General features: G+C 22.4%; 19 protein-coding genes, 1 tRNA gene and 2 pseudogenes. 5 read left to right on the forward strand and 17 right to left on the reverse strand.

All coding sequences use genetic code 11. From position 1 onward, the window contains the following. Position 1: 1 nt before the first annotated feature. Both rfaC and waaA read left to right on the forward strand, forming a co-directional pair. Entirely contained in the window at positions 2–985 is a 984-nt protein-coding gene (gene rfaC / locus RA161_02155) for a lipopolysaccharide heptosyltransferase RfaC (protein ID WMY97320.1), read from the forward strand. Positions 986–1,030: 45 nt separating this feature from the next. Further along, positions 1,031–2,302 carry a lipid IV(A) 3-deoxy-D-manno-octulosonic acid transferase gene (gene waaA, locus RA161_02160; GenBank protein WMY97321.1) on the forward strand — a complete coding sequence of 424 codons (1,272 nt, stop codon included), beginning with the start codon at positions 1,031–1,033 and terminating at the stop codon, positions 2,300–2,302. 24 nt (positions 2,303–2,326) lie between these two features. Here the strand turns inward: waaA and RA161_02165 are convergent, their stop codons facing one another. From RA161_02165 to cmoA, 12 genes and pseudogenes are all read right to left on the reverse strand, one after another. Further along, positions 2,327–3,511: a hypothetical protein gene (locus RA161_02165; protein ID WMY97322.1), complete on the reverse strand. Its 1,185-nt coding sequence runs from the start codon at positions 3,509–3,511 to the stop codon at positions 2,327–2,329. A 27-nt stretch (positions 3,512–3,538) separates the two neighbouring features. Next, a complete protein-coding gene (locus tag RA161_02170) occupies positions 3,539–4,708 on the reverse strand; it encodes an FAD-dependent monooxygenase (protein ID WMY97323.1) in 1,170 nt (389 codons plus the stop codon). 81 nt (positions 4,709–4,789) lie between these two features. Next, positions 4,790–6,010 carry a beta-ketoacyl-ACP synthase I gene (fabB, locus tag RA161_02175; protein WMY97324.1) on the reverse strand — a complete coding sequence of 407 codons (1,221 nt, stop codon included), beginning with the start codon at positions 6,008–6,010 and terminating at the stop codon, positions 4,790–4,792. Positions 6,011–6,395: 385 nt separating this feature from the next. Continuing rightward, positions 6,396–7,523 carry a 2-iminoacetate synthase ThiH gene (gene thiH / locus RA161_02180; protein ID WMY97325.1) on the reverse strand — a complete coding sequence of 376 codons (1,128 nt, stop codon included), beginning with the start codon at positions 7,521–7,523 and terminating at the stop codon, positions 6,396–6,398. A gap of 12 nt (positions 7,524–7,535) precedes the next feature. Next, positions 7,536–8,297, reverse strand: coding sequence for a thiazole synthase (locus RA161_02185; protein WMY97326.1), 762 nt, complete (start codon positions 8,295–8,297; stop codon positions 7,536–7,538). A gap of 9 nt (positions 8,298–8,306) precedes the next feature. After that, on the reverse strand, positions 8,307–8,510 hold the full coding sequence (thiS, locus tag RA161_02190) for a sulfur carrier protein ThiS (GenBank protein ID WMY97327.1): 204 nt from the start codon (positions 8,508–8,510) through the stop codon (positions 8,307–8,309). Beyond that, positions 8,507–9,262 (reverse strand): HesA/MoeB/ThiF family protein, encoded by a 756-nt coding sequence (locus RA161_02195; GenBank protein WMY97328.1) that lies wholly within the window; start codon positions 9,260–9,262, stop codon positions 8,507–8,509. Before RA161_02195 ends, thiS begins: the two co-directional genes overlap by 4 nt. A 3-nt stretch (positions 9,263–9,265) precedes the next feature. Next, a pseudogene (thiE, locus tag RA161_02200) lies at positions 9,266–9,909 on the reverse strand (thiamine phosphate synthase). Between the two features lie 36 nt (positions 9,910–9,945). Next, positions 9,946–11,796 (reverse strand): annotated as a pseudogene (gene thiC, locus RA161_02205) (phosphomethylpyrimidine synthase ThiC). 260 nt (positions 11,797–12,056) lie between these two features. Then, positions 12,057–13,325 (reverse strand): phosphoribosylamine--glycine ligase, encoded by a 1,269-nt coding sequence (purD, locus tag RA161_02210; GenBank protein WMY97329.1) that lies wholly within the window; start codon positions 13,323–13,325, stop codon positions 12,057–12,059. 47 nt (positions 13,326–13,372) lie between these two features. Further along, positions 13,373–14,347: a tRNA 5-methoxyuridine(34)/uridine 5-oxyacetic acid(34) synthase CmoB gene (gene cmoB, locus RA161_02215; GenBank protein ID WMY97330.1), complete on the reverse strand. Its 975-nt coding sequence runs from the start codon at positions 14,345–14,347 to the stop codon at positions 13,373–13,375. A gap of 10 nt (positions 14,348–14,357) precedes the next feature. Further along, positions 14,358–15,104 carry a carboxy-S-adenosyl-L-methionine synthase CmoA gene (cmoA, locus tag RA161_02220; protein ID WMY97331.1) on the reverse strand — a complete coding sequence of 249 codons (747 nt, stop codon included), beginning with the start codon at positions 15,102–15,104 and terminating at the stop codon, positions 14,358–14,360. A gap of 113 nt (positions 15,105–15,217) precedes the next feature. Here cmoA and bioH point away from each other — a divergent pair, with 113 nt between their 5' ends. Then, the gene (gene bioH / locus RA161_02225) at positions 15,218–15,991 is read left to right on the forward strand and encodes a pimeloyl-ACP methyl ester esterase BioH (protein ID WMY97332.1); all 774 of its coding nucleotides are present in this window, start codon (positions 15,218–15,220) and stop codon (positions 15,989–15,991) included. On the opposite strand, the gene gltX is transcribed toward bioH, so the two are convergent. Then, positions 15,973–17,376 carry a glutamate--tRNA ligase gene (gene gltX, locus RA161_02230; GenBank protein WMY97333.1) on the reverse strand — a complete coding sequence of 468 codons (1,404 nt, stop codon included), beginning with the start codon at positions 17,374–17,376 and terminating at the stop codon, positions 15,973–15,975. The genes bioH and gltX overlap by 19 nt on opposite strands. Before the next feature lie 165 nt (positions 17,377–17,541). Between gltX and RA161_02235 the strand changes: the two genes are divergently transcribed. After that, positions 17,542–17,615, forward strand: a tRNA-Val gene (locus RA161_02235). A 59-nt stretch (positions 17,616–17,674) separates the two neighbouring features. Here the strand turns inward: RA161_02235 and minE are convergent. Genes minE through minC form a run of 3 tightly spaced genes read right to left on the reverse strand, consistent with a single transcriptional unit; the run spans position 17,675 to position 19,486 of the window. After that, positions 17,675–17,962: a cell division topological specificity factor MinE gene (gene minE / locus RA161_02240; protein ID WMY97334.1), complete on the reverse strand. Its 288-nt coding sequence runs from the start codon at positions 17,960–17,962 to the stop codon at positions 17,675–17,677. A gap of 1 nt (position 17,963) precedes the next feature. Next, the gene (gene minD / locus RA161_02245; GenBank protein ID WMY97335.1) at positions 17,964–18,776 is read right to left on the reverse strand and encodes a septum site-determining protein MinD; all 813 of its coding nucleotides are present in this window, start codon (positions 18,774–18,776) and stop codon (positions 17,964–17,966) included. 17 nt (positions 18,777–18,793) lie between these two features. Then, complete coding sequence (gene minC / locus RA161_02250) at positions 18,794–19,486, reverse strand: septum site-determining protein MinC (GenBank protein ID WMY97336.1); 693 nt, start codon at positions 19,484–19,486, stop codon at positions 18,794–18,796. Between the two features lie 150 nt (positions 19,487–19,636). Between minC and argS the strand changes: the two genes are divergently transcribed. Beyond that, a complete protein-coding gene (gene argS / locus RA161_02255; protein ID WMY97337.1) occupies positions 19,637–21,376 on the forward strand; it encodes an arginine--tRNA ligase in 1,740 nt (579 codons plus the stop codon). 54 nt (positions 21,377–21,430) lie between these two features. On the opposite strand, the gene lolE is transcribed toward argS, so the two are convergent. Beyond that, positions 21,431–22,666 carry a lipoprotein-releasing ABC transporter permease subunit LolE gene (gene lolE / locus RA161_02260; protein WMY97338.1) on the reverse strand — a complete coding sequence of 412 codons (1,236 nt, stop codon included), beginning with the start codon at positions 22,664–22,666 and terminating at the stop codon, positions 21,431–21,433. Positions 22,667–22,672 lie beyond the last annotated feature (6 nt).

Consider the following 22,672-nt stretch of genomic DNA (forward strand, 5'->3'; position numbering starts at 1 on the left):
AATGAAAATTTTAATAGTTAAAATTTCTTCTATGGGAGATATACTACATACTTTACCATCCTTAACAGATGCATCTTCAATAATTTCAAATATTTCGTTTGATTGGGTTATTGAAGAAGATTTTGTCTTAATACCAAAATGGCATTCTTCTGTAAATAAAGTAATACCTGTTTCTATTCGTCGTTGGAAAAAAAAATGGTTTTCAAAAAAAGTCATTAAAGAACGTCATATATTTTATTCCCAATTAAAACAAATACAATATGATAGCATCATTGATGCACAAGGATTATTAAAAAGTACTTTATTAATTACTCGTCATGCGAATGGAATCAAGCATGGATACGATTGGAAAAGTTCAAAAGAATTATTTGTAAGCTTATTTTATAACTTTTCTTATTTTATTGATAAAAATCAACATGCTATTGAACGTACAAGATTATTATTTGCTAAAAGTTTAAAATATAAAAAACCAAATTCAAATCCAAAATTTAACATTATGAAACATTTTTTAAATTTATTTAAATTCAATTACCATGCATGTTCAAAAAAATCCTATATCATAATATTTCATGCTACAACAAGTATTGACAAACATTGGCCTGTAAAACATTGGAATAAATTAATCTATTTATTATCTAATTATAATTTAGATGTTAAAATTCCTTGGTATTCTCAAGAAGAATATCAACAAGCGAAAAAAATATCTTTTGGTTTAAATAATACAGAAATACTTTCTAAATTATCATTAAATGATATTGCCAAATATATTATTGAATCAAAAGCTGTTGTTTCTGTAGATACAGGACTCAGTCATTTAACATCTGCCTTAAAAAAATTAAATATTATTTTATATGGTCCAACTGATCCAAAATTAATAGGTTGTTTTGGAAAAAATCAAATTAGAATTGTCTCAAAAAACAATCAAATGAGTTCTATAAAACCAGAAAAAGTATTTAATAAATTATTGAAAAATTTAATAATATAATATAAAACAATCCATTTATTTAATTCTTAAAAATATAAAAATATTATGATATTTTTTGTATATCAATTTCTAATATATTTAATACAGCCTTTTTTTTTATTACATTTATTTTTTAATGGAATAAAATTTCCTATTTATTTTAAAAGAATTAATGAAAGATATGGATTTTATTTCAAAAAAAAATTTTATCAAAATGGTATAGTCATACATTGTGTATCTTTAGGTGAAACATTATCAGTAATACCATTGATTAAAAAAATTAATTATCTTTATCCATCAATTTCAATAATTATTACTACTACTACACCAAGTAGTTCAAATTATATAACAGCTATTTTTAAAAAAAAAAATAATATTGATCATATTTATTTACCTTATGATCTAAAAGGTGCTGTATATCGCTTTTTGAATAAAACAAATCCAAAATTAATCATTATTATGGAAAGAGAGTTATGGCCTAATTTAATTTATCAAATTAATAAAAAAAATATTCCTTTAATCTTAGCAAATGCACGTCTATCTAATAAAACAACAAAAAAATATAAAAAATTAGCTAATTTTTTTAAAAAAATTATTAAAAAAATTACTTTTATTAGTGCACAAAGCATGGAAGATAAAAAAAATTTTATTGAACTTGGATATCCAAAAAAAAAAATATGTATCCATGGGAATATAAAATTTGACATTTCTATAAATAAAGATTTATTAAAAAAAGCAAAAAAAATAAAAAAAATATGGGGTATAAATAGATTTATATGGATAGCAGGAAGTACACATGAAAACGAAGAAAAAATTATTCTTAAAATACATCAAAATTTATTAAAATATTATCCTAAATTATTATTAATTTTAGTACCACGTCATCCTCAAAGATTTAAAAAAGTTAAAGAATTAATTCAAAAAAAATTTAAATTAATTTGTAGAAGTGAACAAAAACATCCAAGTTCTAACACTCAAGTAGTTTTAGGAGATTCAATTGGAGAATTAACTTTATTGTATGGTATTGCTGATTTAGCATTTATAGGAGGAAGTCTAGTAAATATTGGAGGACATAATCCTTTAGAAGCTGCAGTACATAAATTACCCATACTAATAGGACCGTACAATTATAATTTTAAAGAAATTTGTAAAAAATTAAAAAAAAACAATGGATTATTTATTACTTATGACAAATATAAATTAATGGAAAAAATTAAATTTTTCATATCCAATAAAAAAGCAAGAATTTATTATGGAAAACAAGCTTTTAATACATTGCATAATAATAAAGGAACGTTAAAAAAATTACTTTTTCTTATTAAGAATTATATTAAATAACATAATTTTTAATAAATTAAGAACTTAAATTTTAATTAAAAAATTTAGAAATTTTATTTTATTTTTTATCTTTAAATTGAAAAAAAAATTAATTATTTCTAAATTTTTTTGATTAAAAATTAAATTAGATAAAAGAATTTTATTGAATATTTTATGCTTAATAACATTCATTATTGATTGATATCTTATTTCTTTAGAATATTCTCTGTAATAAAAAAAATGTCCTATATCTTTATTTTCTGTTTTTAATTGAATTAATTTATTTCTTAACATTTTTATTTCATTTAGTCTAAAATTTATATCAAACATTTCTGTATAGCCAATTTGATAAGATGAATTACCTAATAATATCAAACGATTTGAAATAAACTTTTTTGAATATTGCAATACATAAGGAATATTAGATATACCATTAATTAACTTGCAATATCCCAATTGCATATCATTTAAAATACTAATTTTTTTTTCAAAAAATGATTGTTTTATATTTTTATATTTCAATGCTTTTAATTTAGGCAAAACCCATATTAATAAAGATTTATTTTGATGACTTAATGGAAAAAAATAAAGTATTCTATTTTTATTCTCAATAATTTTATATAAAGTATCTTTATGTTTAATTTCATGATTAATTATTGTAGTTAATATACTAGAATCCTTTCTATAGAAAAAAGAAGGTATATTTTCAAAATTTTTTATTTTTGATTCATAACCATCCGCAGCAATGATTAATTTTGTCTTTATTACATTACCTTTATTTAAATAAATAGATACCATTTCTTTTTTCCATACTATTGTATTTATAAAATCATAAAAAATAGAAATTTTAGAATCTTTTTTAATTAAACTAAATAAAGAATTTGTCAATTTTTCTTTATTAAAAACGAAACCAAAATGTGATATATTATACAAACTGCAATCGAAAATAACATTATTAAAATTTTTTGTTTTTAAAATTTTTATAAGTCTATATTTACCTTCAAATTGATTGTTAATAAAATTCCATATTCCTAATTTATTTAGGATAGATTTATCTAAAATATTAATATTAATTAAGTTAAAAAACTCATTATTTTCGATCAATTTAGAAGATAATAAACACGATTCACATATTAAACCTATTTTAAAAATGTTAGATTTTATTAATGAATAAGTTAAAATTAATCCACTGATATCATTACCTACAATAACTAAATCAAATAAACACATAAATTTACTATTAATTTTTTATAAATACTATATTTTCCATCCTAACCCAAAATAAACAAAAAAATCTTGAACAATTGATGAATTTTGAATAGAAAAAAATAATAATTTCTTATATATAGAAGAAAAAAAATTTTTATTTATTAATAAAGAAACTAATTGATCTATTAAGAATAAGACTTTCATTCTATCACAATGTCTTTGTTCTTGATATTGATTTAAAAATATATATTCTCCAATATCTTTTCCGTTTTTACTTGCATTCGATATTATATTCGAAAGTAATACAATATCCTGCATACTAAGATTAAATCCTTGTGCTCCAATTGGATGTAAAGTTTGTGCAGCATTACCAATTAAAACTAAACGATGACTAATAATTTTTTTTGCATACATGTAAAATAATGGAACAAAATGAATATTTTCTATTAATTTAATTTTACCTAATTTTTTTTCTAAATATTTTTCTAAATTAGTTAAAAAAAAATTATTTTTTTTAACTAAAAAATCATTTTTGTTCATTGAATGTGACCAAATTAAAGAATAAAATTGATTTTTCATAGGAAATAAAGAAATAAGATCATTTTTTATAAAGATTTCGAATGCTTTTTTTGAAAAATATTTCTGAGTTAAAATATTTGCAATAATAGCATATTGCCTATATTTTTTTTTTATATAGATAATATCTCTATTTATATTCTGAATTAAATCACTTCCATGAGCTGATATTAATAAATTTCCAGATAAAGAAATACCAGAATCTAATTTTATATAAACATAGTTAAGATCATATTTTATGTCTACTACTTTAGATGAATAATATAAACTAACATTTTTTTTATTTTTTAAAATATTAAAGATACAAAAATTCATATCTCTCAATTTTATTGTATAACCAAAAGCTGGAATTAAATAATCATCAGATTTAATATTTAAATCAAAAAAACTTTCATATTCAGAAAAATTAAAATCAATAATTGGATGAACATATTTTTTTAATTGAAACCATAATCCTATTTCATTTAGTTTCTTATATGTAGTATAAGAAAAAATAATTGTTCGAGATTCAATAATATTAAATAATTGATCTTTTGTTTTTTGCTCAATTAATTCAATTTCTATTAAATTTTTACTAAAATTTGAAATAGCAATTGCTAATGAAGCACCAACTATTCCTCCACCAATGATAACTATTTTCATTATATTATTATACCATCTAATAATTTTATTATAAATTTTTATTCTTAAAACTAAAACACATTTATATTACAGTCACTCAACTCATGAATATTTTTTGATTACTAATGAAACATTTGTTCCTCCAAAACCAAAACTATTAGACATGATAGTATTTAACGAATAATTAATTGGTTTTTTTATTATATTAATACCTCTAGCTTTTTTATCTAAAATTTCAATATTAATGCTAGGAGCAATAAATCCATATTCTAACATTAATAGGCTATATATTATTTCATGAACCCCTGCAGCTCCTAAAGCATGGCCTGTCATTGATTTTGTTGAAGAAATAACCGGAATATTATTTATTCCAAAAACTTTAATAATAGCTTCTAACTCTTTCGTATCTCCAATTGGAGTAGAAGTACCATGAGTATTGATATAATCAATTTTTTCTGCATTAATTAATGCAATTTTCATACATCTTACTGCTCCATCTCCTGATGGAGTAACCATATCATATCCATCGGATGTTGCTCCATAACCAATAATTTCTGCATAAATATGAGCGTTTCTATTTAAAGCATGTTCTAATTCTTCAACTACTATTATTCCTGCACCCCCAGCTATAACAAAACCATCTCTATTTTGATCATAAGTACGAGAAGATTTCTCTGGAAAATCATTATATTTTGTAGATAACGCACCCATTGCATCAAACTCACAAGTCAATTCCCATGTTACTTCTTCTCCACCTCCAGCAAAGATAATATCTTGCTTTTTTAATTGAATTAATTCTAATGCATGACCTATACAATGAGCTGAAGTAGAACAAGCTGAACTAATTGAATAGTTTACTCCTTTAATTTTAAAAGGAGTAGCTAAACATGCAGAAATACCTGAAGCCATTGCTTTAGTAACCATATAAGGACCTACTCCACGTAATCCTTTTTTTCTCATTCCATCAGAACCAGCTACTTGATTTCTCGGTGATCCCCCACCTGATCCTACAATAATTCCAGTACGAATATTAGATATGTCTTTTTTATTTAATTTTGAATCTTTGATTGCTTCTTTCATTGCTAAATATGCATAAATAGAACAATCACTCATAAAACGCAATATTTTTCTATCTATTTGAGACTTAATTTCATTCTTCTCTAATTGAATATTACCCCAAACATGACTTCTTAATCCCATTTCTTTAAATTCTTTAGAAAATCTAATTCCAGAACATCCTTTTTTTAAGGAATTTAAAACTTCCTTTTTATTATTTCCAATACTAGATATTATACCTAAACCTGTTATAACAGCACGCTTCATTTTATATTATCACCTTATATTTTATAGTATTTACCAATTTTTTAATTTTTAGCGTACATCTTTAATATAAATAATATTTTTTTAAAGAAATATTATGATTTTTACTTATATAATTTACAATATTTTTTATATTTAATAAAAGTATTTTACTTTTGAAAGGAATCGTTTAAGAATTTTTTAGAAAAAAATCAACAAAAAAATTAATAAAATATATTAAAATTGTATTTGAATTAAATACATAATAACATATACAAGTGTTAACAAAATTATTTTATAAAAAAATTTTCTATATTTTATAGAAATATATATTTATATTAATAAAATATATTATTATTAATTTAATAATAATAAATAAAAAAATTGTAAATTATATTCAATAAACATACTAATCATTACCTAAATAATTATCCCAATCTTTCCAAACTGGTTGTAATCCAGAATTTTGAATTACTTCAATCATTTCATTTGGACTTCGATGATCATTAAGTTCAAATTGTTGTAATTCATTTTTTTCTTTGGAATATCCTCCAGGTTGTGTAGAAGATCCAGCACTAATATTATTAACCATAATAGGTAAAATATTATCTCTAAAATAAGGTGATTCTCTTGTAGATAAATTAATTTCTACCTCAGGAAAAAATAATCTAAAGGCACACATTAATTGTACTAATTCATGATTTGTAATATTATTAATTTTATCTTGACTGATTCCTCCAAGACAAGTTTGAATTCTAGGAAAACTAACAGAATAATTAGATTTCCAATATTTTTTTTGTAAATATAATAAATGATTAGCTAAAATATAATAATCTACTCTCCAATCACTTGACAATCCTATAAGTATTCCTAAACCTATTTTTGATATTCCAGATTCCCCTACTCTTTCTGGAGTATCTAACCTCCAATAAAAATCTTTTTTTCTACCTCTAAGGTGATATTTTTTATAAGACTCTTTTTGATAAGTTTCTTGATATACAATAACTCCATTTAATCCTATTTTTTTTAACTTTTTATATTCTTTTATAGTTAATGGTTGAATTTCTACAGAAATTTGACTAAAATACTGTTTAATTAAGTAAATACATTTATAAAAATAATCTACTCCTACTTTTTTATCATGTTCTCCAGAAACTAATAAAACATTTCTATATCCCATAGAATATATTTTATTACATTCAGATATAATTTCATCTTCATTTAATACTTTTCTTTTAACAGAATTTTTAATAGAAAACCCACAATAAGTACATTCATTACTACATAAATTAGAAAGATATAAAGGAATAAAAAGATTAATAATATTTCCAAATCTCTTTCTCGTCATTTTTTTTGCTTTTTGTATAATACTTTTTAAATAAAAAGTAGCCGATGGAGATATCAATGCCATAAAATCTTCTAATGAAATCTTATCTTTATTAATAGCTTGATTTACATTATCAACAGTTTTATTTTTAATTTTTAAACTAATATCTTTCCAATTAAATTGATCAAAAATTTTGCTAAAAGAACACATAATTTAAATTTCCTAAAAAAAATTAGTTAAAGGACTAGTAGAATAAGCTTGATAAGTACTTAAATCATTATCTAATATAGGTTGCACGATATTTCCTGAATCTAAAGCTATTTTAAATGATTTTGCCATATTTATTGGATCTTTAGAAGTAGCAATTGCTGTATTAACTAAAATACCGTCTGCACCTAACTCCATCGCAGTTAATGCATGGCTAGGTAATCCTAAACCTGCATCTATAATTACTGGTATATTTGATTGTTCGATAATAATTTTTAAAAAATGATAAGATAATAACCCTTTACAACTCCCAATAGGCGCACCTAATGGCATAACAGCTGCACATCCTATGTCTTCTAAATTTTTACATAATACTGGATCTGGATTACAATAGGGTAAAACAATAAATTTCTCTTTTACAAGAATTTTAGCAGCTTTTAATGTTTCATAAGAATCTGAAAATAAGTATTTTGTATCAGGATGTATTTCAAGTTTAATCCAATTTGTTTCTAATGCATTGGAAGCTAAATGCGCAGCAAAAACAGCTTCTTCTGCATTTTTTGCACCTGAAGTATTTGGTAATAAATGAATACCCATTTTTTTTAAAGGTGTTATAATACTATCCTGTTTTTCATTTAAATCAATTCTTTTTATTGAAACTGTTACCATTTCTGTTTTTGTAATTTGAATCACTTTAGACATAATTAGAGAATTAGAAAATTTTCCAGTACCTAAAAGTAAATTTGAATTAAATGTTTTATTAGCAATAGTTAGCATTATGATTATTTACCCTCCAACAATAATTTTAAATAATAAAATATTATCATTATTATGAATTAAATGTTTATCCCAAGATTCTCTTGGAATGATAGATTTATTTATAGCTAAAGCTATACCTAAAGTATTGATTTCATATTTTTTTAGTAACTGTTCAATAGTAATTACAGATTCTTGGATTACTTTTGTTTTATTATTAATAATAATATTCATTTAATTAATTTATCTCCGCAAATAACACATTTTTTATTCTTTTTTCTTTTTAATATTTTACAAGAATATTTTTTAGCATCAAATATTAATAATTCTTTATCTAAAAAAGATGGAATATTTAATAATACCTTTAATGATTCTAGTGCTTGTATCATTCCAATAATTCCAGCTACAGGTCCTAAAATACCAGAATTTTGACAATTTAAATTGATATCCGCATAGTTTGGATACAAACAAAAATAACAACCTTGTTTATAAGGAGGTTTGAATAATGTTACTTGTCCATTGAATCCGATAGAACTTGCAGTAACAAAAATTTTATTTTTAGCAATACAAACTTGGTTAATTATATAACGAGAAGAAATATTATCTGTACAATCTAGTATAAGATCAACAGGCTCAACTATTTCTTCTAAGGATTTTATATTTTCTTCTCGAAAAAATGTTAATATTTTAATATTATGATTTAATTTTTTAAGATATTTAGATGCAGAAAATACTTTTGGATGATTAATATCTTTTTCTGAATATAATATTTGTCTTTGTAAATTAGAAAGATCTACTCTATCTTTATCACTTAACCATAATTCTCCAATTCCTGATCCAGCTAAATACATAGAAACAGGAGATCCTAATCCACCTAATCCAATTATTAAAATTTTTTTTCTTAGCAGTTCTTTTTGTCCATCAATGCCAATCTCTTTTAATAAAATTTGCTGATTGTAACGTATAAATAATGAATCACGTAACATGTTTTATAACCTTTGATAATTATTATCTTTAATAATAGACAAAAATTTATATATTGCCTCTTTCCAATTTTTTTCTTTTGTAATAGCACTAATAACAGAAATTCCCCCTACTCCTGTTAATAAAACATCATGAAGATTATTTAATGTTATTCCTCCTATTGCAACTGTAGGAATATCTTTAATACTTCTCACTTGTTTTTTTAAATTTAATAAACCTTGAGGTATAGAAAACATACGTTTTGTTTTTGTTGGAAAAATATGACCTAATGCAATATAGGAAGGTTTTATTTTTTTTACATATTCTACTTCTTTCTTATTATGTGTAGATATTCCTAAGCGTAATCCTGATGATTTTATACGATCTAAATCAGCATTTAACAAATCTTCTTGTCCTAAATGTACACCATAAGCACGATACTTAATAGCTATTTTCCAATAATCATTAATAAATAAACGAGCACCATAATAATTAGATATTAATATTGCATTCTTTATATTTTTCTCTTCAGAAAAATTGATTTTTTTTTTATTCTTAATTGAATAGTTTTAATTCCAATTCTTAATAAAGATCTAACCCAATTAATATTGTCAACTATAGGGTATAGTCCTAATCTGTATGGAACACTAGGAAAATTATCATTATTTATTTTCATAATATAAACTCTTTATTCTTTATTTTTTTTTGAATATTTCAATATATTTTTTGATATGTTCATAGAACAAAATTTAGGACCACACATTGAACAAAAATGAAATTTACTATCTGATTTTTGTTTTTCATTTTTTAAATTCATAGAAGCATAATAATAACTTTTTGCTAATTCTGGATCAAGAGAAAGATTAAATTGATCATTCCAACGAAAATCAAATCTAGCTTTTGATAAAGCATTATCACGTATTTGAGAAACAGGATGACCTTTTGCTAAATCTGCAGCATGAGCTGCAATTTTATAAGCAATTAATCCCTGTTTAACATCTTCTTTATTAGGTAATCCTAAATGTTCTTTAGGTGTAACATAACAAAGCATCGCGCAACCAAACCAACCAATCAATGCTGCACCAATAGATGAAGTAATGTGATCATATCCTGGTGCTATATCAGTAGTTAAAGGACCTAAAGTATAAAAAGGAGCCTCATTACAACATAATAATTGCTTATCCATATTTTCTTTAATTAAATGCATGGGAACATGTCCAGGACCTTCAATCATAACTTGAACATTATATTTTTTAGTAATTTTAATTAATTTACCTAACGTATATAACTCAGAAAACTGTGCCTCATCATTAGCATCTTGTATAGAACCAGGACGGAATCCATCACCTAATGATAAAGATATATCATATAATGCACAAATTTCACAAATTTCTTCAAAATGTGTATACAAAAAATTTTCTTTTTTATTTAGTAAACACCATTGTGCAATAATAGAACCTCCTCTCGAAACAATTCCAGTTAATCTATTTCTTGTTAAAGAAATATTTTTAAACAAAATGCCAGAATGTATCGTAAAATAATCTACTCCTTGTTCGGCTTGTTCTATTAATGTATCTTTAAAAACATCCCAATTTAATTTATTAATATTTCCATGAACTTTTTCCAAAGATTGGTATATTGGGACAGTTCCAATAGGAACAGGACTATTACGTATTATCCATTCTCTTGTTTGACTAATATATTTTCCGGTTGATAAATCCATTACTGTATCTGCACCCCATTTAATAGCCCATATCATTTTTTCTATTTCTTCTTCTATAGAAGAAGAAATAGCAGAATTCCCTATATTGGCATTTATTTTTACTAAAAAATTACGACCTATAATCATAGGTTCTAATTCTGGATGATTTATATTAGATGGAATAATCGCTCTTCCTAAAGCTACTTCATTTCTAACAAATTCAGCAGTAATATTCAAAGGTAAATTAGCACCAAAATTTTTTCCGCTATGTTGTTTTTTAATAACTTCATCATTAATTAATTGACGTCCCATATTTTCACGAATCGCAATAAATTCCATTTCTGTTGTAATAATTCCCTTTTTTGCATAATATAATTGCGTAAGTTTTTTACCTTTTTTCGCTATTAAAGGTTTCAATGAATTTTGAAATTGAATATAATTGTTGTTATTATTTTCTATATATATTCTTTTTTTAAAATTTTTTTTTAAAGTAGAATCATCTCTTTTTTTAATCCATTCTTTTCTAACTTTTTTTAACCCTAATTTAATATCAATATTTTTATTTGGATCTCCATAATCACCAGATGTATCGTAAACAAATATAGATTCATTGTGTTGATATTCATCATTCCTATTTTTTTGTTTTCTTATTAAGGTTGGAGATAATTCAATTTTACGCATTGGAACTACTATTTTATCATCAAATCCTTTTAAATAAACTCTATAAGAACCGGGAAAATCTACATTTTTTATATTTTTAATAAATTCTTTTGCAGTATCTTTATTTTGCTTTCTATATGAAATATTATTTTCATTTTTTACATTATTATTATTTAAAAATTTTTTTTTAAACATAAGTCTCCTAAAAAAAAATTAATTTATTTGTTAAAAATAACAGTTTTTGATTTTAAAACTAATTGATATAAAAAAAAATAATTTAACTTAATTCTAATCAAGCAATATTCATTTTCAATATCTTTGTGTTTTAAAAATGGCTAATAAATTTTATATTCAAAAAATATGTTAAAAAACATAAAAAAAATTAAAATGATTAAAAAAAACATTTTTAAATAATATGCATAATACATGCAACAATTTTTATAGAAATTAATATTTTATATTCCAATGTCTGTTCTATAGTAACAATTATTCCAAAAAATACTTTTTACTTTTTTATATGCATTTTTTTTTGCTATTAATTTCGTTTTTCCTATTGCAGTAACAGATAAAACCCTTCCTCCATTAGTAAAAAAACAATTTTCTTTAAATTTTGTTCCAGCATGAAATATTTTACACATATTAAATTGTAAATTGTTTTTTAATCCAAAAATTTTTTCTTCCTTATATGAATTTAAAATAGGATAATCTTTAGAACACATAACTACAGTTAAAGCATAATATCTATTCCAAAATATTTTTTTTAAATCTAATTTTCCACATAATCCATAAAAACATAAATCAATAAAATCAGATTTTAAACGTACAATAACTGATTGAATCTCTGGATCTCCTAGTCGACAATTACATTCAATTACTTTTGGACAACTGTTTTTATCTATCATTATTCCAATATATAAAAAACCTTCATATCTAAACCCTTCAATATATAGTGCATCAACAATAGGATAAATAATATTATTCATAATTTTGTTATAAACAGCATCATTGATAAAATATGGTGAATAAGACCCCATACCTCCTGTATTCGGACCATAATTATTATTTAATAATTTTTTATAATCACAACTAATTTCTAATGGAATTATATTTTTATTTTTATCTACTATAATCATAAAACTAATTTCTTTGCCATAAATATATTCTTCAATTATAATTTTTCGACCTGATTCTTTAAATAATTTACCATTTAACATATTTCTAACAATTTTTTTAGATTCTTGCATATTACTTGTAATAATTACACCTTTACCTTTTGCTAAACCATTTGCTTTAATAACAAATGGAGGTCTTAAACTAAAAAGATATTTTAAAGCTTCTTGCTCTTTATTAAAAACTTGATATTTTGCTGTAGGAATTGAATATAATGACATTAAATCTTTTGCAAAAGACTTAGAAGATTCTATTAAAGAAGCATTTTTATTAGGACCAAAAATATTTAATTTAGCTTTTTTAAAATAATCCACTATTCCTAAACTTAATAAAAATTCCGAAACAACAATTGTTAAAACTACATTTTTTTTTTTAGCAAAATATAATATTTGTTCAATATCATAACATGATATTTTTACATTCTTTATTTTTTTTTCTAAACTTGTTCCTGCATTACCAGGAATAATATATATTTTTTTTACATTTTGTGATTGAGATATTTTCCATGCTATTGCATGTTCTCTTGCACCTGATCCTATAATTAAAATATTCATATTTTTTTTAAGACATACACATTTTTATATTTTTTTTTAAAAAAAAATTATGGTTTTTTAGCTATTAAAATAACCCTTAATGGCGCAGGATATCCTTCAATAGTATATTCATTATTATTTGGATTAAGAAAATCATTTAAAGATTCATTAATCATCCAATTTGTTCTTCTTTGCTCTTGATCAGTAGTAAAAGTTTTATTTATTATTTTAATATCAATGAACCCACATCTTATTAACCAAATTTTTAACATTTTTAATGAAGGAATAAAAAATACGTTATTCATTTTTGCATATGTTTTCATAGGAATTAAACAATTATTTTCATTACCTTCAATTATTAAACTTTCCAAAATTAAACTACCACCAGAAACTAATTGATTTTTTAATAAAAAAATATGGTTTAAAGGAGAAAGACAATGATAAATAACTCCCATAGAAAATACAACATCAAAAGATTCTAATTTAGGTAACTGTTCTAAATTTATAGGTAAAAGAAAAATTTTTTTATTTCCTATTAATTTTTTTACTGCATAAAATTGATATAAAGCAATACAATTTATATCAATACCTACAACGAATCTTGCTTGTTCTCCTAACATTCTCCACATATAATAACCGTTACCACATCCAACATCTAAAATTATTTTATTTTTTAATAAAAGAGGAATATAAGATATTAATCTTTCCCATTTTAAATTAGACTTCCATTCACTATCAATAAAAATTCCATAAAAATAAAAAGGACCTTTTTTCCATGGCATTAATTTTTTTAATAAACAAAATATTTTTTTCTTTATTTTTAAAGATATTGGATGATAATTATTTATAAAAACTTTTTTTTTAAGATCTAAAAAATCTGGATTAATATCAGGAATATTATTTACAATATTCTGAAAAAATAAATGATTTTTATTTTTTTTATGTCTTTTTTTCCAATTATTTATTTGATTCGGTAAAACATTTAACCAAGAACTAAGAACGCTTACAGAAATTTCTTTATAAAAAAAATTAAAATCTAACATAAATATTTACCTATTTTATTGCTAAAATAGAACAAAAGTTTAAAAATTGAAACCAAACACTATAATTACGAAAACCAGAAATAAATAGTTTTTTTTTATAATCTGAAATAGAATCAGAAAATAAAATATTTTTTAACATTTTTTCTTTTTGTAAAATTTCTAATGTACTATAATTATTTAATTTTTTAAATTGGCGATACATTTTTTTAAATAAATCAGAAAATAATATATCATTATTATCAATTTTTTCAGATAAAATTAATATACCTCCTGGATTTAAATTAGTATAAATTTTGTTTAACAACATTTGACGATATAAAGGATTAACAAATTGTAAAGTAAAATTCAAAATCACCATTGAAGCATTTTTAATATCAATGTCACAAATATCACTTTCTATAACTTTAATTGGAATATTAGTATTTACTCTATTTAAGAAACTTTTTAAAAAAAAAATCATTGATTTAGAATTATCAACGGCAATAATTTGACATCCTTTTTTCTTTATATTTTTTTGTATTAATAAAGATACTGTTCCTAGTGAACAACCTAAATCATATATTCTAGTATATGGCAAAACATAATAATTAGATAATATACCTATCATTTTAATAATTTCTTTATAAGCTGGTACTGAACGTTCTAACATGTTTTGAAAAACAGAAACAACTTTTTTATTAAACTTCCAATGATCCAAATATTGAATCGGCATAGATAATATATTATCTATTTTTTTTTTAAAAAAATTATTTGACATATTTACATTTTTTATGATAAAGAATATTCTTTTTATTTAAGATAAATTATACAATTTTATATAAAAAAGATAAAATTTTATTTATATAAAATTTACTTATTTACAAATCAATTATGATATTACAAAATAAAAAGAACATTATTTTTTTACATGGATGGGGATTAAATAAAACTATATGGAATATTTCTTTAATCAATACTATTTCCAAGTATTTTAATGTTTATTTAATAGATATTCCGGGATATGGAAAAAATTATAATTTCTGTTTTGATTCTTTAGAAAAAACAGCAGAATATATTTGGAATAATGTACCAAAAAAAAAATCTATTTGGTTAGGATGGTCATTAGGTGGATTAATAGCTAGCTTCATTGCAATAAAATATGAAAATGAAATTGAAGGATTAATTACCGTATGTTCTTCACCCTGCTTTATAGAAAAAAAAGATTGGCCAGGAATTAAACCAATAATTTTAAATAATTTTAAACAAGCTTTAGAAAAAAATTTTATTAAAACAATAGAAAATTTTTTAACTTTGCAAAGTTATAAAAGCAATACTTATAAAAAAGACTTTAATCAATTAAAATCAGTTGTATTTAATCATCCTATACCACCTTTAATAACATTAAATTATGGATTAGAAATTTTAAAAAATTCTGATATCAGAAATCAACTTTTTTCAATACGTAAACCATTTTTAAGAATATATGGATATTTAGATTCATTAGTTCCAAGAACTATAGCAAAAATTCTTGATGATAAAATACCAAACTCTTATTCTATAGTTATAAAAAAATCTGCACACGTACCATTTATATCCAACCAAAAAGAATTTATAAAAATATTAATAAATTTTTCTAAAAAATTAGACTATATTGATAGATTTTGAATATAAATTAACGCATTATTAATACGTTCTAATACTTTATTTTTTCCCATTATATAAATAATGGTACTAATTTTTGGAGATGTTGATTTTCCTGTAATAGCTACACGCAAAGGCATAGCAAAATTTTTAATTTTAATTATTTTTTTTACTTTCTCTAAAATATTTTCTATATTTTTTTCTTTCCAATCTTGGATATAATTTAATTGAATTTTAAATAAATTTAAAATTTCATATGTATTAAAATTTAAATATTGAATAGCTGATTTTTTCTCATAAGATTTAAAATCTTCATAAAAAAATCTAGAAAAATTAACCATTTCTTTTAAAGTTTTTGAACGACTTGCAAATAATTTCACCACATCTTCTAAATTTATATTTGATTGCATATTAATATTTTCTTTTTTAATTTGTAATTTTAATTTTTTTGAAATATATCTTGAAGAAAGATGGTTAATATAATAATGATTTAACCATAATAATTTTTTTATATCAAATGTACTTGATGATTTATTTATTGATTTAAATGAAAAAAATTGAATCATCTCATCAACTGAAAAAATTTCTTTATTTCCATAAGACCATCCAAGACGTAGTAAATAATTTAATAATGCCTGATATAAAAAACCTTCATTATAATATTTTAAAATACTCATATCATTATTTCTTTTAGATATTTTTTGACCATCATGACCTAAAATAACGCCAAGATGTGCATATTCAGGTATAGGTGCTTTTAAAGATTTTAATAAATTAATCTGTCTTGGTGTATTATTGATATGTTCTTCGCCTCTAATAATATGAGTTATCTTCATATCTCGATCATCAATAACTACACAAAAATTATAAGTTGGAACACCATTAGTCCGACGAATAACTAAATCATCTAATTCAGAATTTTTAAATTTTATCAATCCACGAATTTTATCTCTAAAACTCACAATTCCATTTTTTGGATTAGCAAATCTAACTACATGGGGATCATTATTATTATGATAATTAATATTCCTACAATATCCATCATAACGTGGTTTTTTTCCATTTGAGATTTGTTTTTTACGTAAAGATTCTAATCTTTCAAAAGAACAATAACAATTGTATGCTTGATTATTATGAATCATCTCATTAATAATTGAATTATAATATTTTAAATTATTGCTTTGATAATATGGTCCTTCATCCCAATTTAATTTTAACCAATGCATACCATCAATAATAGAATCAATACTTTTTTCATCGAATCTTTTTAAATCACTATCTTCAATACGTAAAACAAATTTTCCATTATAATGTTTACTATATAACCAAGAATATAATGCCGTCCTAGCATTTCCAATATGCAATAAACCTGTTGGACTTGGAGCAAATCTAGTTTTTACATTACTCATCAGTATTACCTAAAAAAATCAATAACTTTTTTAACTACTATTTTTATTTACTATAAATTTAAACAATTAATATTTTAAATTTTTTAATATTTAATATGAATATATTGACTTATTATTATGTAGTCATATAATTTATAAAAATAGTTTTTTTATTATTTTAATAATAGGCGATTAGCTCAGTTGGTTAGAGCACCTCCCTTACAAGGAGGAGGTCATCAGTTCAAATCTGATATCGCCTATACTATATATAAAAAACGAAGTTATACAGTATTATCATATTAAATACACTATATTTATCTTAATTTTTATTATATTTTTTTGAAATTTTATTATTTTCTGGTAATGTTATATTAAGTTCTAAAACAGAGATATCATTTTTTTTATATTCGTATTGTAGAGTTAACATTTTAGGATCAATATTAACATATTTAGAAATTACTTTAAAAATATCTCTTTTCATATCAACTAAATATGACGGTACTTCATTTTTTTTTCTACGTTCTGCAATAATAATTTGTAATCTTTCTTTTGCAATATATGCTGTTGTTTCTTTTTTTTTCGACAAAAAAAAATCTAATAAAGCCACTTTATCTCCCTAATAAACGTTTAAAAAAGCTTTTTTTTTCTTTTTGAATAAAACGAATAGGGCATTTTTTCCCTAAAATACGATCAACACAATCACTATAAGCCATACCAGCAAGAGATTTTGAATCTAAAATAATAGGTTCCCCTTGATTCGAAGAACGTAATACAGATTTATCTTCTGGTATAACACCAATTAATGGAATACATAAAATATCAATAACATCTTGTACACTCAACATTTCTCCATTATTTACTCGATCAATATTATACCGAGTAAGTAGCAATTTTTCTACAATCGGTGTATCACCAAACTTTGCCCTTCTAGATTTAGATGATAATATACCTAATATACGATCAGAATCGCGTACAGAAGATACTTCTGGATTGGTAATTATTATAGCTTCATCAGCAAAATAAAGAGCCATCAATGCTCCACTTTCTATTCCTGCTGGAGAATCGCATATAATATATTCAAAATTTATTTTTTTTAAATCATTTAATATCTTTTCCACACCTGTAAGTGTTAAAGCATCTTTATCTCTGGTTTGCGATGCTGGAAGAATATAAAGATTTGAAATTCTCTTATCTTTAATAAGACATTGATTTAAATTTGCCTCTCCTTGTATAACATTAACAAAATCATATACTACTCGACGTTCACAACCCATAATTAAATCGAGATTACGTAATCCAATATCAAAATCAATAACAACTGTTTTTTTCCCTTGTTTTGCAAGACCTGTAGCAATTGCAGCACTAGATGTAGTTTTTCCTACTCCACCCTTACCTGAAGTGATAACTATAATACGAGACATAAAAAAATTTCCTAAAATCAAATAATATTTTTGACCTTTAACTTTTTATTTGACAAATAAAATCTTGCTGTTTTTCCAAAAAAAGATATAGGTATATTTTCGCTTAACCAAAATTTTCCAGCTATAGAAACTAATTCTGCTTTAAAATGAGTACAATAAATTTGACAATCTTGTGCTCCAGATGCCCCTGCTAATACTCTTCCACGCATTGTACCATATATATGTATATTTCCATCAGCTATTAATTCTGCTCCAGTACTGACATGAGAATTAACTATTAAATCAGAATTTTTCGCATATATTCGTTGACCAGAACGAACATGTTGATCAATTATTTTTGTTTTTTCATATATATCATTTATATTTTTTTCTTGAAATAAATTTTCACTTTCATTTTTTTTTTTATGTCCTTCTTTCAAAACAGGTAGTCCTGCATTAATAATTTGATTTTTTAATTGCAAATTATTACATCCAGTAATAGCTACAATTTTTAATCCTGTTTTTTTAATAAGATTATATATATTTAAAATAAAATTTATTTTCGTAAAACCTGAAGCATTAAAAATAACTGGAGCATTCTTTAAAAATCCTGGTGCTTCTTTGATTTTTTTTTGAATAGCTTTTTTTATAAGATTAAGATCTTTAGTATAGATACGGAGTACAGTAAGTGTAAAATTACTACCTTCTAATTCTATTAATGATTCTAACATGGATTTAATTGAAAATTTTTTATTATTTAATCATGCATTAAAAATATTGAATTTATTATTCAAACTTGTTATAAATTTTAAATCTTTACATAGTAAATTAAAAAAGTCAATAATATCAAATTAATATTTAATTTTATTTAAAAGGTTTAAATGAATATTACAAACTTGATTAAAAAAGAAATTAAAAAAGCTCTAAAAAAAATAGGAATATTAAATATAAATAATTTAGATATAAAAAATAATAGTAACAAAGAAAAATATGGTGATTATCAAATTAACGGTTTGATTTCTATAGCAAAAAAAAAAAATATTTCTTCATACGATTTAGCAAAAAAAATAGTACCATTACTAAATTTAGATGAAATAACTGAAAAAATAGAAATTATTAATCCTGGATTTATCAATATTTTTCTAAAAAAGCAATGGATAGAAAAACAAGTCAATCTCTTACTAAAAAATAGAAATTTCAGAATTCAAAAAAACAAAAATCCAAAAACTATTATTGTTGACTATTCATCTCCAAATGTAGCTAAAGAAATGCATGTCGGACATTTAAGATCAACAATTATTGGCGATTCCATAGTACGAATATTAAAATTTTTAGGACATAAAGTAATCAAAGTCAACCATATAGGAGACTGGGGAACTCAATTCGGTATGATACTTGCATATATTACAAACGAACAAAATAGAAAAATGTCAATAAAATCATTAAAAGATTTAAATAATTTATATTTAAAATCTCAAGAATTATATAAAAAAAATACATTTTTTGCAAAAAAAGCTAAAGAATGCATTGTAAAACTACAATCTGGATATGAAAAATATCAAAAAATTTGGAAAAAAATTGTTAATATAACTATAGAAGAAAATCAAAAAATATATAAAAGATTAAATATTAGTTTAAAAAAAAAAGACATAGTAGGAGAAAGTTTTTACAAAAAAATGCTTCCAAAAATTATTTTTGATTTAAAAGAAAAAAAAATAGCTATTGAAAATAATGGAGCTACAGTAGTGTATCTTGATAAATTTAAAAAACAAGATGGTAATCCATTAGGTATTGTAATTCAAAAAAAAGATGGAGGTTTTTTGTATACCACAATAGAAATTGCTTGTATTAAATATCGATATGAAAAATTCCACGCCAATAGAATATTGTATTATATAGATTCTAGACAACAACAACATTTAACACAAAGTTGGATTATCGCAAAAAAAGCAGGATATATACCAAAAAATATGAAATTAGAACATCATAATATTGGATTAATGCTAAATAAAAATGGTAAACCCTTTAAAACAAGATCAGGAGGAACAATTAATCTAAATCATTTACTTGATGAAGCCGAAAGACGTGCTTTGAATTTAATCAAAGAAAAAAAAGTTCATTTTTCTTGTAAAAATGAAAAAGATAAAATAATTAATGCAATTGGAATTGGATCTATTAAATATGCTGATCTTTCAAAAAATAGAACGACAAACTATATTTTTGATTGGAATAAAATAATATCTTTTAATGGAAATACTGCACCATATATGCAATATGCATATGCTAGAATAAACTCAATTTTTAAAAAACATAAAATAAAAAATGAAAAATTAATAAGTCCAATACTAATACAAAACAAATATGAAAAAAAATTAACTATACATTTATTAAAATTTGAAGAAATTATTATTAACGTATCAAAAAATGGTTTACCTAATATAATATGTTCATATCTTTATAATTTGACTAAATTATTTTCTATATTTTACGAGAGTTGTCCAATTTTATATATAAAAGACAAAAAAACAAAACAAAGTAGATTAAAACTTGCATTACTTACAAAAAAAACCTTAAAAATAGGATTAAACCTTTTAGGTATTCATACTATTGATAAAATGTAAAAAAATATAAAATTTTCTTATTTAAAAAAAGTAATTAGTAAATACTAATTATTTTTATCTATTTAATATTTTTGATGGATTAATTTTGTTAGCACGCTTTGATGGATATATACTAGATATTATACTAATAAATATTGTTGAAAAAAAAACAAATAAAATGTTTTTTATATTTAATTTAGAAGGTAAAAAATCAATAAAATATATATTTCCTGACAATATTGGATGACCTAATATATATTCTATTATCTTCACTATATATGTGAAATTTAACGATATTAAAATACCAATAATAATACCAATAATTGATGAAATAATTCCAATTAATAATCCATACCAAAAAAATATATTATAAATAAAATAGTTTGATGCTCCTATAGTTTTTAGTATTGCAATATCAATGCTCTTTTCTTTTATATATATCAAAATAGAATATATAATGTTAAAACAAGCAATAATAATAATTAAAAACATAGAAAGATACATAATAGCACGTACTATTTTGATATCTTTATACATATAACCATAATTATCAATCCAAGTTTTAATATAAATTTTTTTTTGCATACCTATAGCAGCATTATATATAATTTTATTAACTTCAAAAATATCTTTGACGCTAATTTGAAAACCATTAATACCACTTCCAAAATTTAAATATTTTTGTGCATCTTCTAGAGGAACAATACCAATTTGGTAATCTAACATACCATTTAATTTTAAAAGACCAACAATATTAACAAAAATTTTATACGGTTTATGAATTCCTAATTTAGAATTAGGAATTATAATTATAATTTTATCTCCAACAGAAACTTTTAATATTTTTGCTATTCCCTCTCCTAAAATAATATGAAAATTTTTTGATTTCATTTGGTTCCATGCATTATTTAATACATATTTTGGCAATGAACTAACTGAATGTTCAGATGATAAATCAACTCCTATAATTTTTATTGTTTTCAATTTTTTTTTATTTTGTATTAAGCCATTAAAATCAATATAAGGAGAAACTGCTAATATTCCAGGAGAATTAATAATTTTTTTAAAATCTTTTTTCCAATTTAAATAAGGTTCATGAAAAGAAATAATTTGTCCATGAGGTACTACAGACAATATTCGATTTTTTAGTTCAAATTCAAAACCATTAATAGCACTTAAACTAACAATTAATATAGAAACTCCAAAAATAATACCAAGAATAGAAATTATGAAAATTAAATAAACTAATTTAGATTTTCTTTTACTTTTAATATAGTGAATTGCAATATATAAAGAATATAAAAGTTGCATAATTTC

The organism is Arsenophonus sp. (assembly GCA_031446085.1).
Taxonomy (GTDB): domain Bacteria; phylum Pseudomonadota; class Gammaproteobacteria; order Enterobacterales; family Enterobacteriaceae.

Excerpts from the sequence above, each read along its gene's own strand:
- rfaC (WMY97320.1), top strand. The coding sequence starts at position 2 with ATGAAAATTTTAATAGTTAAAATTTCTTCTATGGGAGATATACTACAT.
- RA161_02185 (WMY97326.1), bottom strand. The coding sequence starts at position 8,297 with ATGCTAACTATTGCTAATAAAACATTTAATTCAAATTTACTTTTAGGT.
- waaA (WMY97321.1), top strand. The coding sequence starts at position 1,031 with ATGATATTTTTTGTATATCAATTTCTAATATATTTAATACAGCCTTTT.
- RA161_02195 (WMY97328.1), bottom strand. The coding sequence starts at position 9,262 with ATGTTACGTGATTCATTATTTATACGTTACAATCAGCAAATTTTATTA.
- minD (WMY97335.1), bottom strand. The coding sequence starts at position 18,776 with ATGTCTCGTATTATAGTTATCACTTCAGGTAAGGGTGGAGTAGGAAAA.
- gltX (WMY97333.1), bottom strand. The coding sequence starts at position 17,376 with ATGAGTAATGTAAAAACTAGATTTGCTCCAAGTCCAACAGGTTTATTG.
- RA161_02170 (WMY97323.1), bottom strand. The coding sequence starts at position 4,708 with ATGAAAATAGTTATCATTGGTGGAGGAATAGTTGGTGCTTCATTAGCA.
- purD (WMY97329.1), bottom strand. The coding sequence starts at position 13,325 with ATGAATATTTTAATTATAGGATCAGGTGCAAGAGAACATGCAATAGCA.
- thiS (WMY97327.1), bottom strand. The coding sequence starts at position 8,510 with ATGAATATTATTATTAATAATAAAACAAAAGTAATCCAAGAATCTGTA.
- cmoB (WMY97330.1), bottom strand. The coding sequence starts at position 14,347 with ATGTTAGATTTTAATTTTTTTTATAAAGAAATTTCTGTAAGCGTTCTT.
- bioH (WMY97332.1), top strand. The coding sequence starts at position 15,218 with ATGATATTACAAAATAAAAAGAACATTATTTTTTTACATGGATGGGGA.
- minC (WMY97336.1), bottom strand. The coding sequence starts at position 19,486 with ATGTTAGAATCATTAATAGAATTAGAAGGTAGTAATTTTACACTTACT.
- RA161_02165 (WMY97322.1), bottom strand. The coding sequence starts at position 3,511 with ATGTGTTTATTTGATTTAGTTATTGTAGGTAATGATATCAGTGGATTA.
- thiH (WMY97325.1), bottom strand. The coding sequence starts at position 7,523 with ATGTGTTCTTTTAGCAAAATTTTTGATCAATTTAATTGGAAAGATATT.
- fabB (WMY97324.1), bottom strand. The coding sequence starts at position 6,010 with ATGAAGCGTGCTGTTATAACAGGTTTAGGTATAATATCTAGTATTGGA.
- lolE (WMY97338.1), bottom strand. The coding sequence starts at position 22,666 with ATGCAACTTTTATATTCTTTATATATTGCAATTCACTATATTAAAAGT.
- argS (WMY97337.1), top strand. The coding sequence starts at position 19,637 with ATGAATATTACAAACTTGATTAAAAAAGAAATTAAAAAAGCTCTAAAA.
- cmoA (WMY97331.1), bottom strand. The coding sequence starts at position 15,104 with ATGTCAAATAATTTTTTTAAAAAAAAAATAGATAATATATTATCTATG.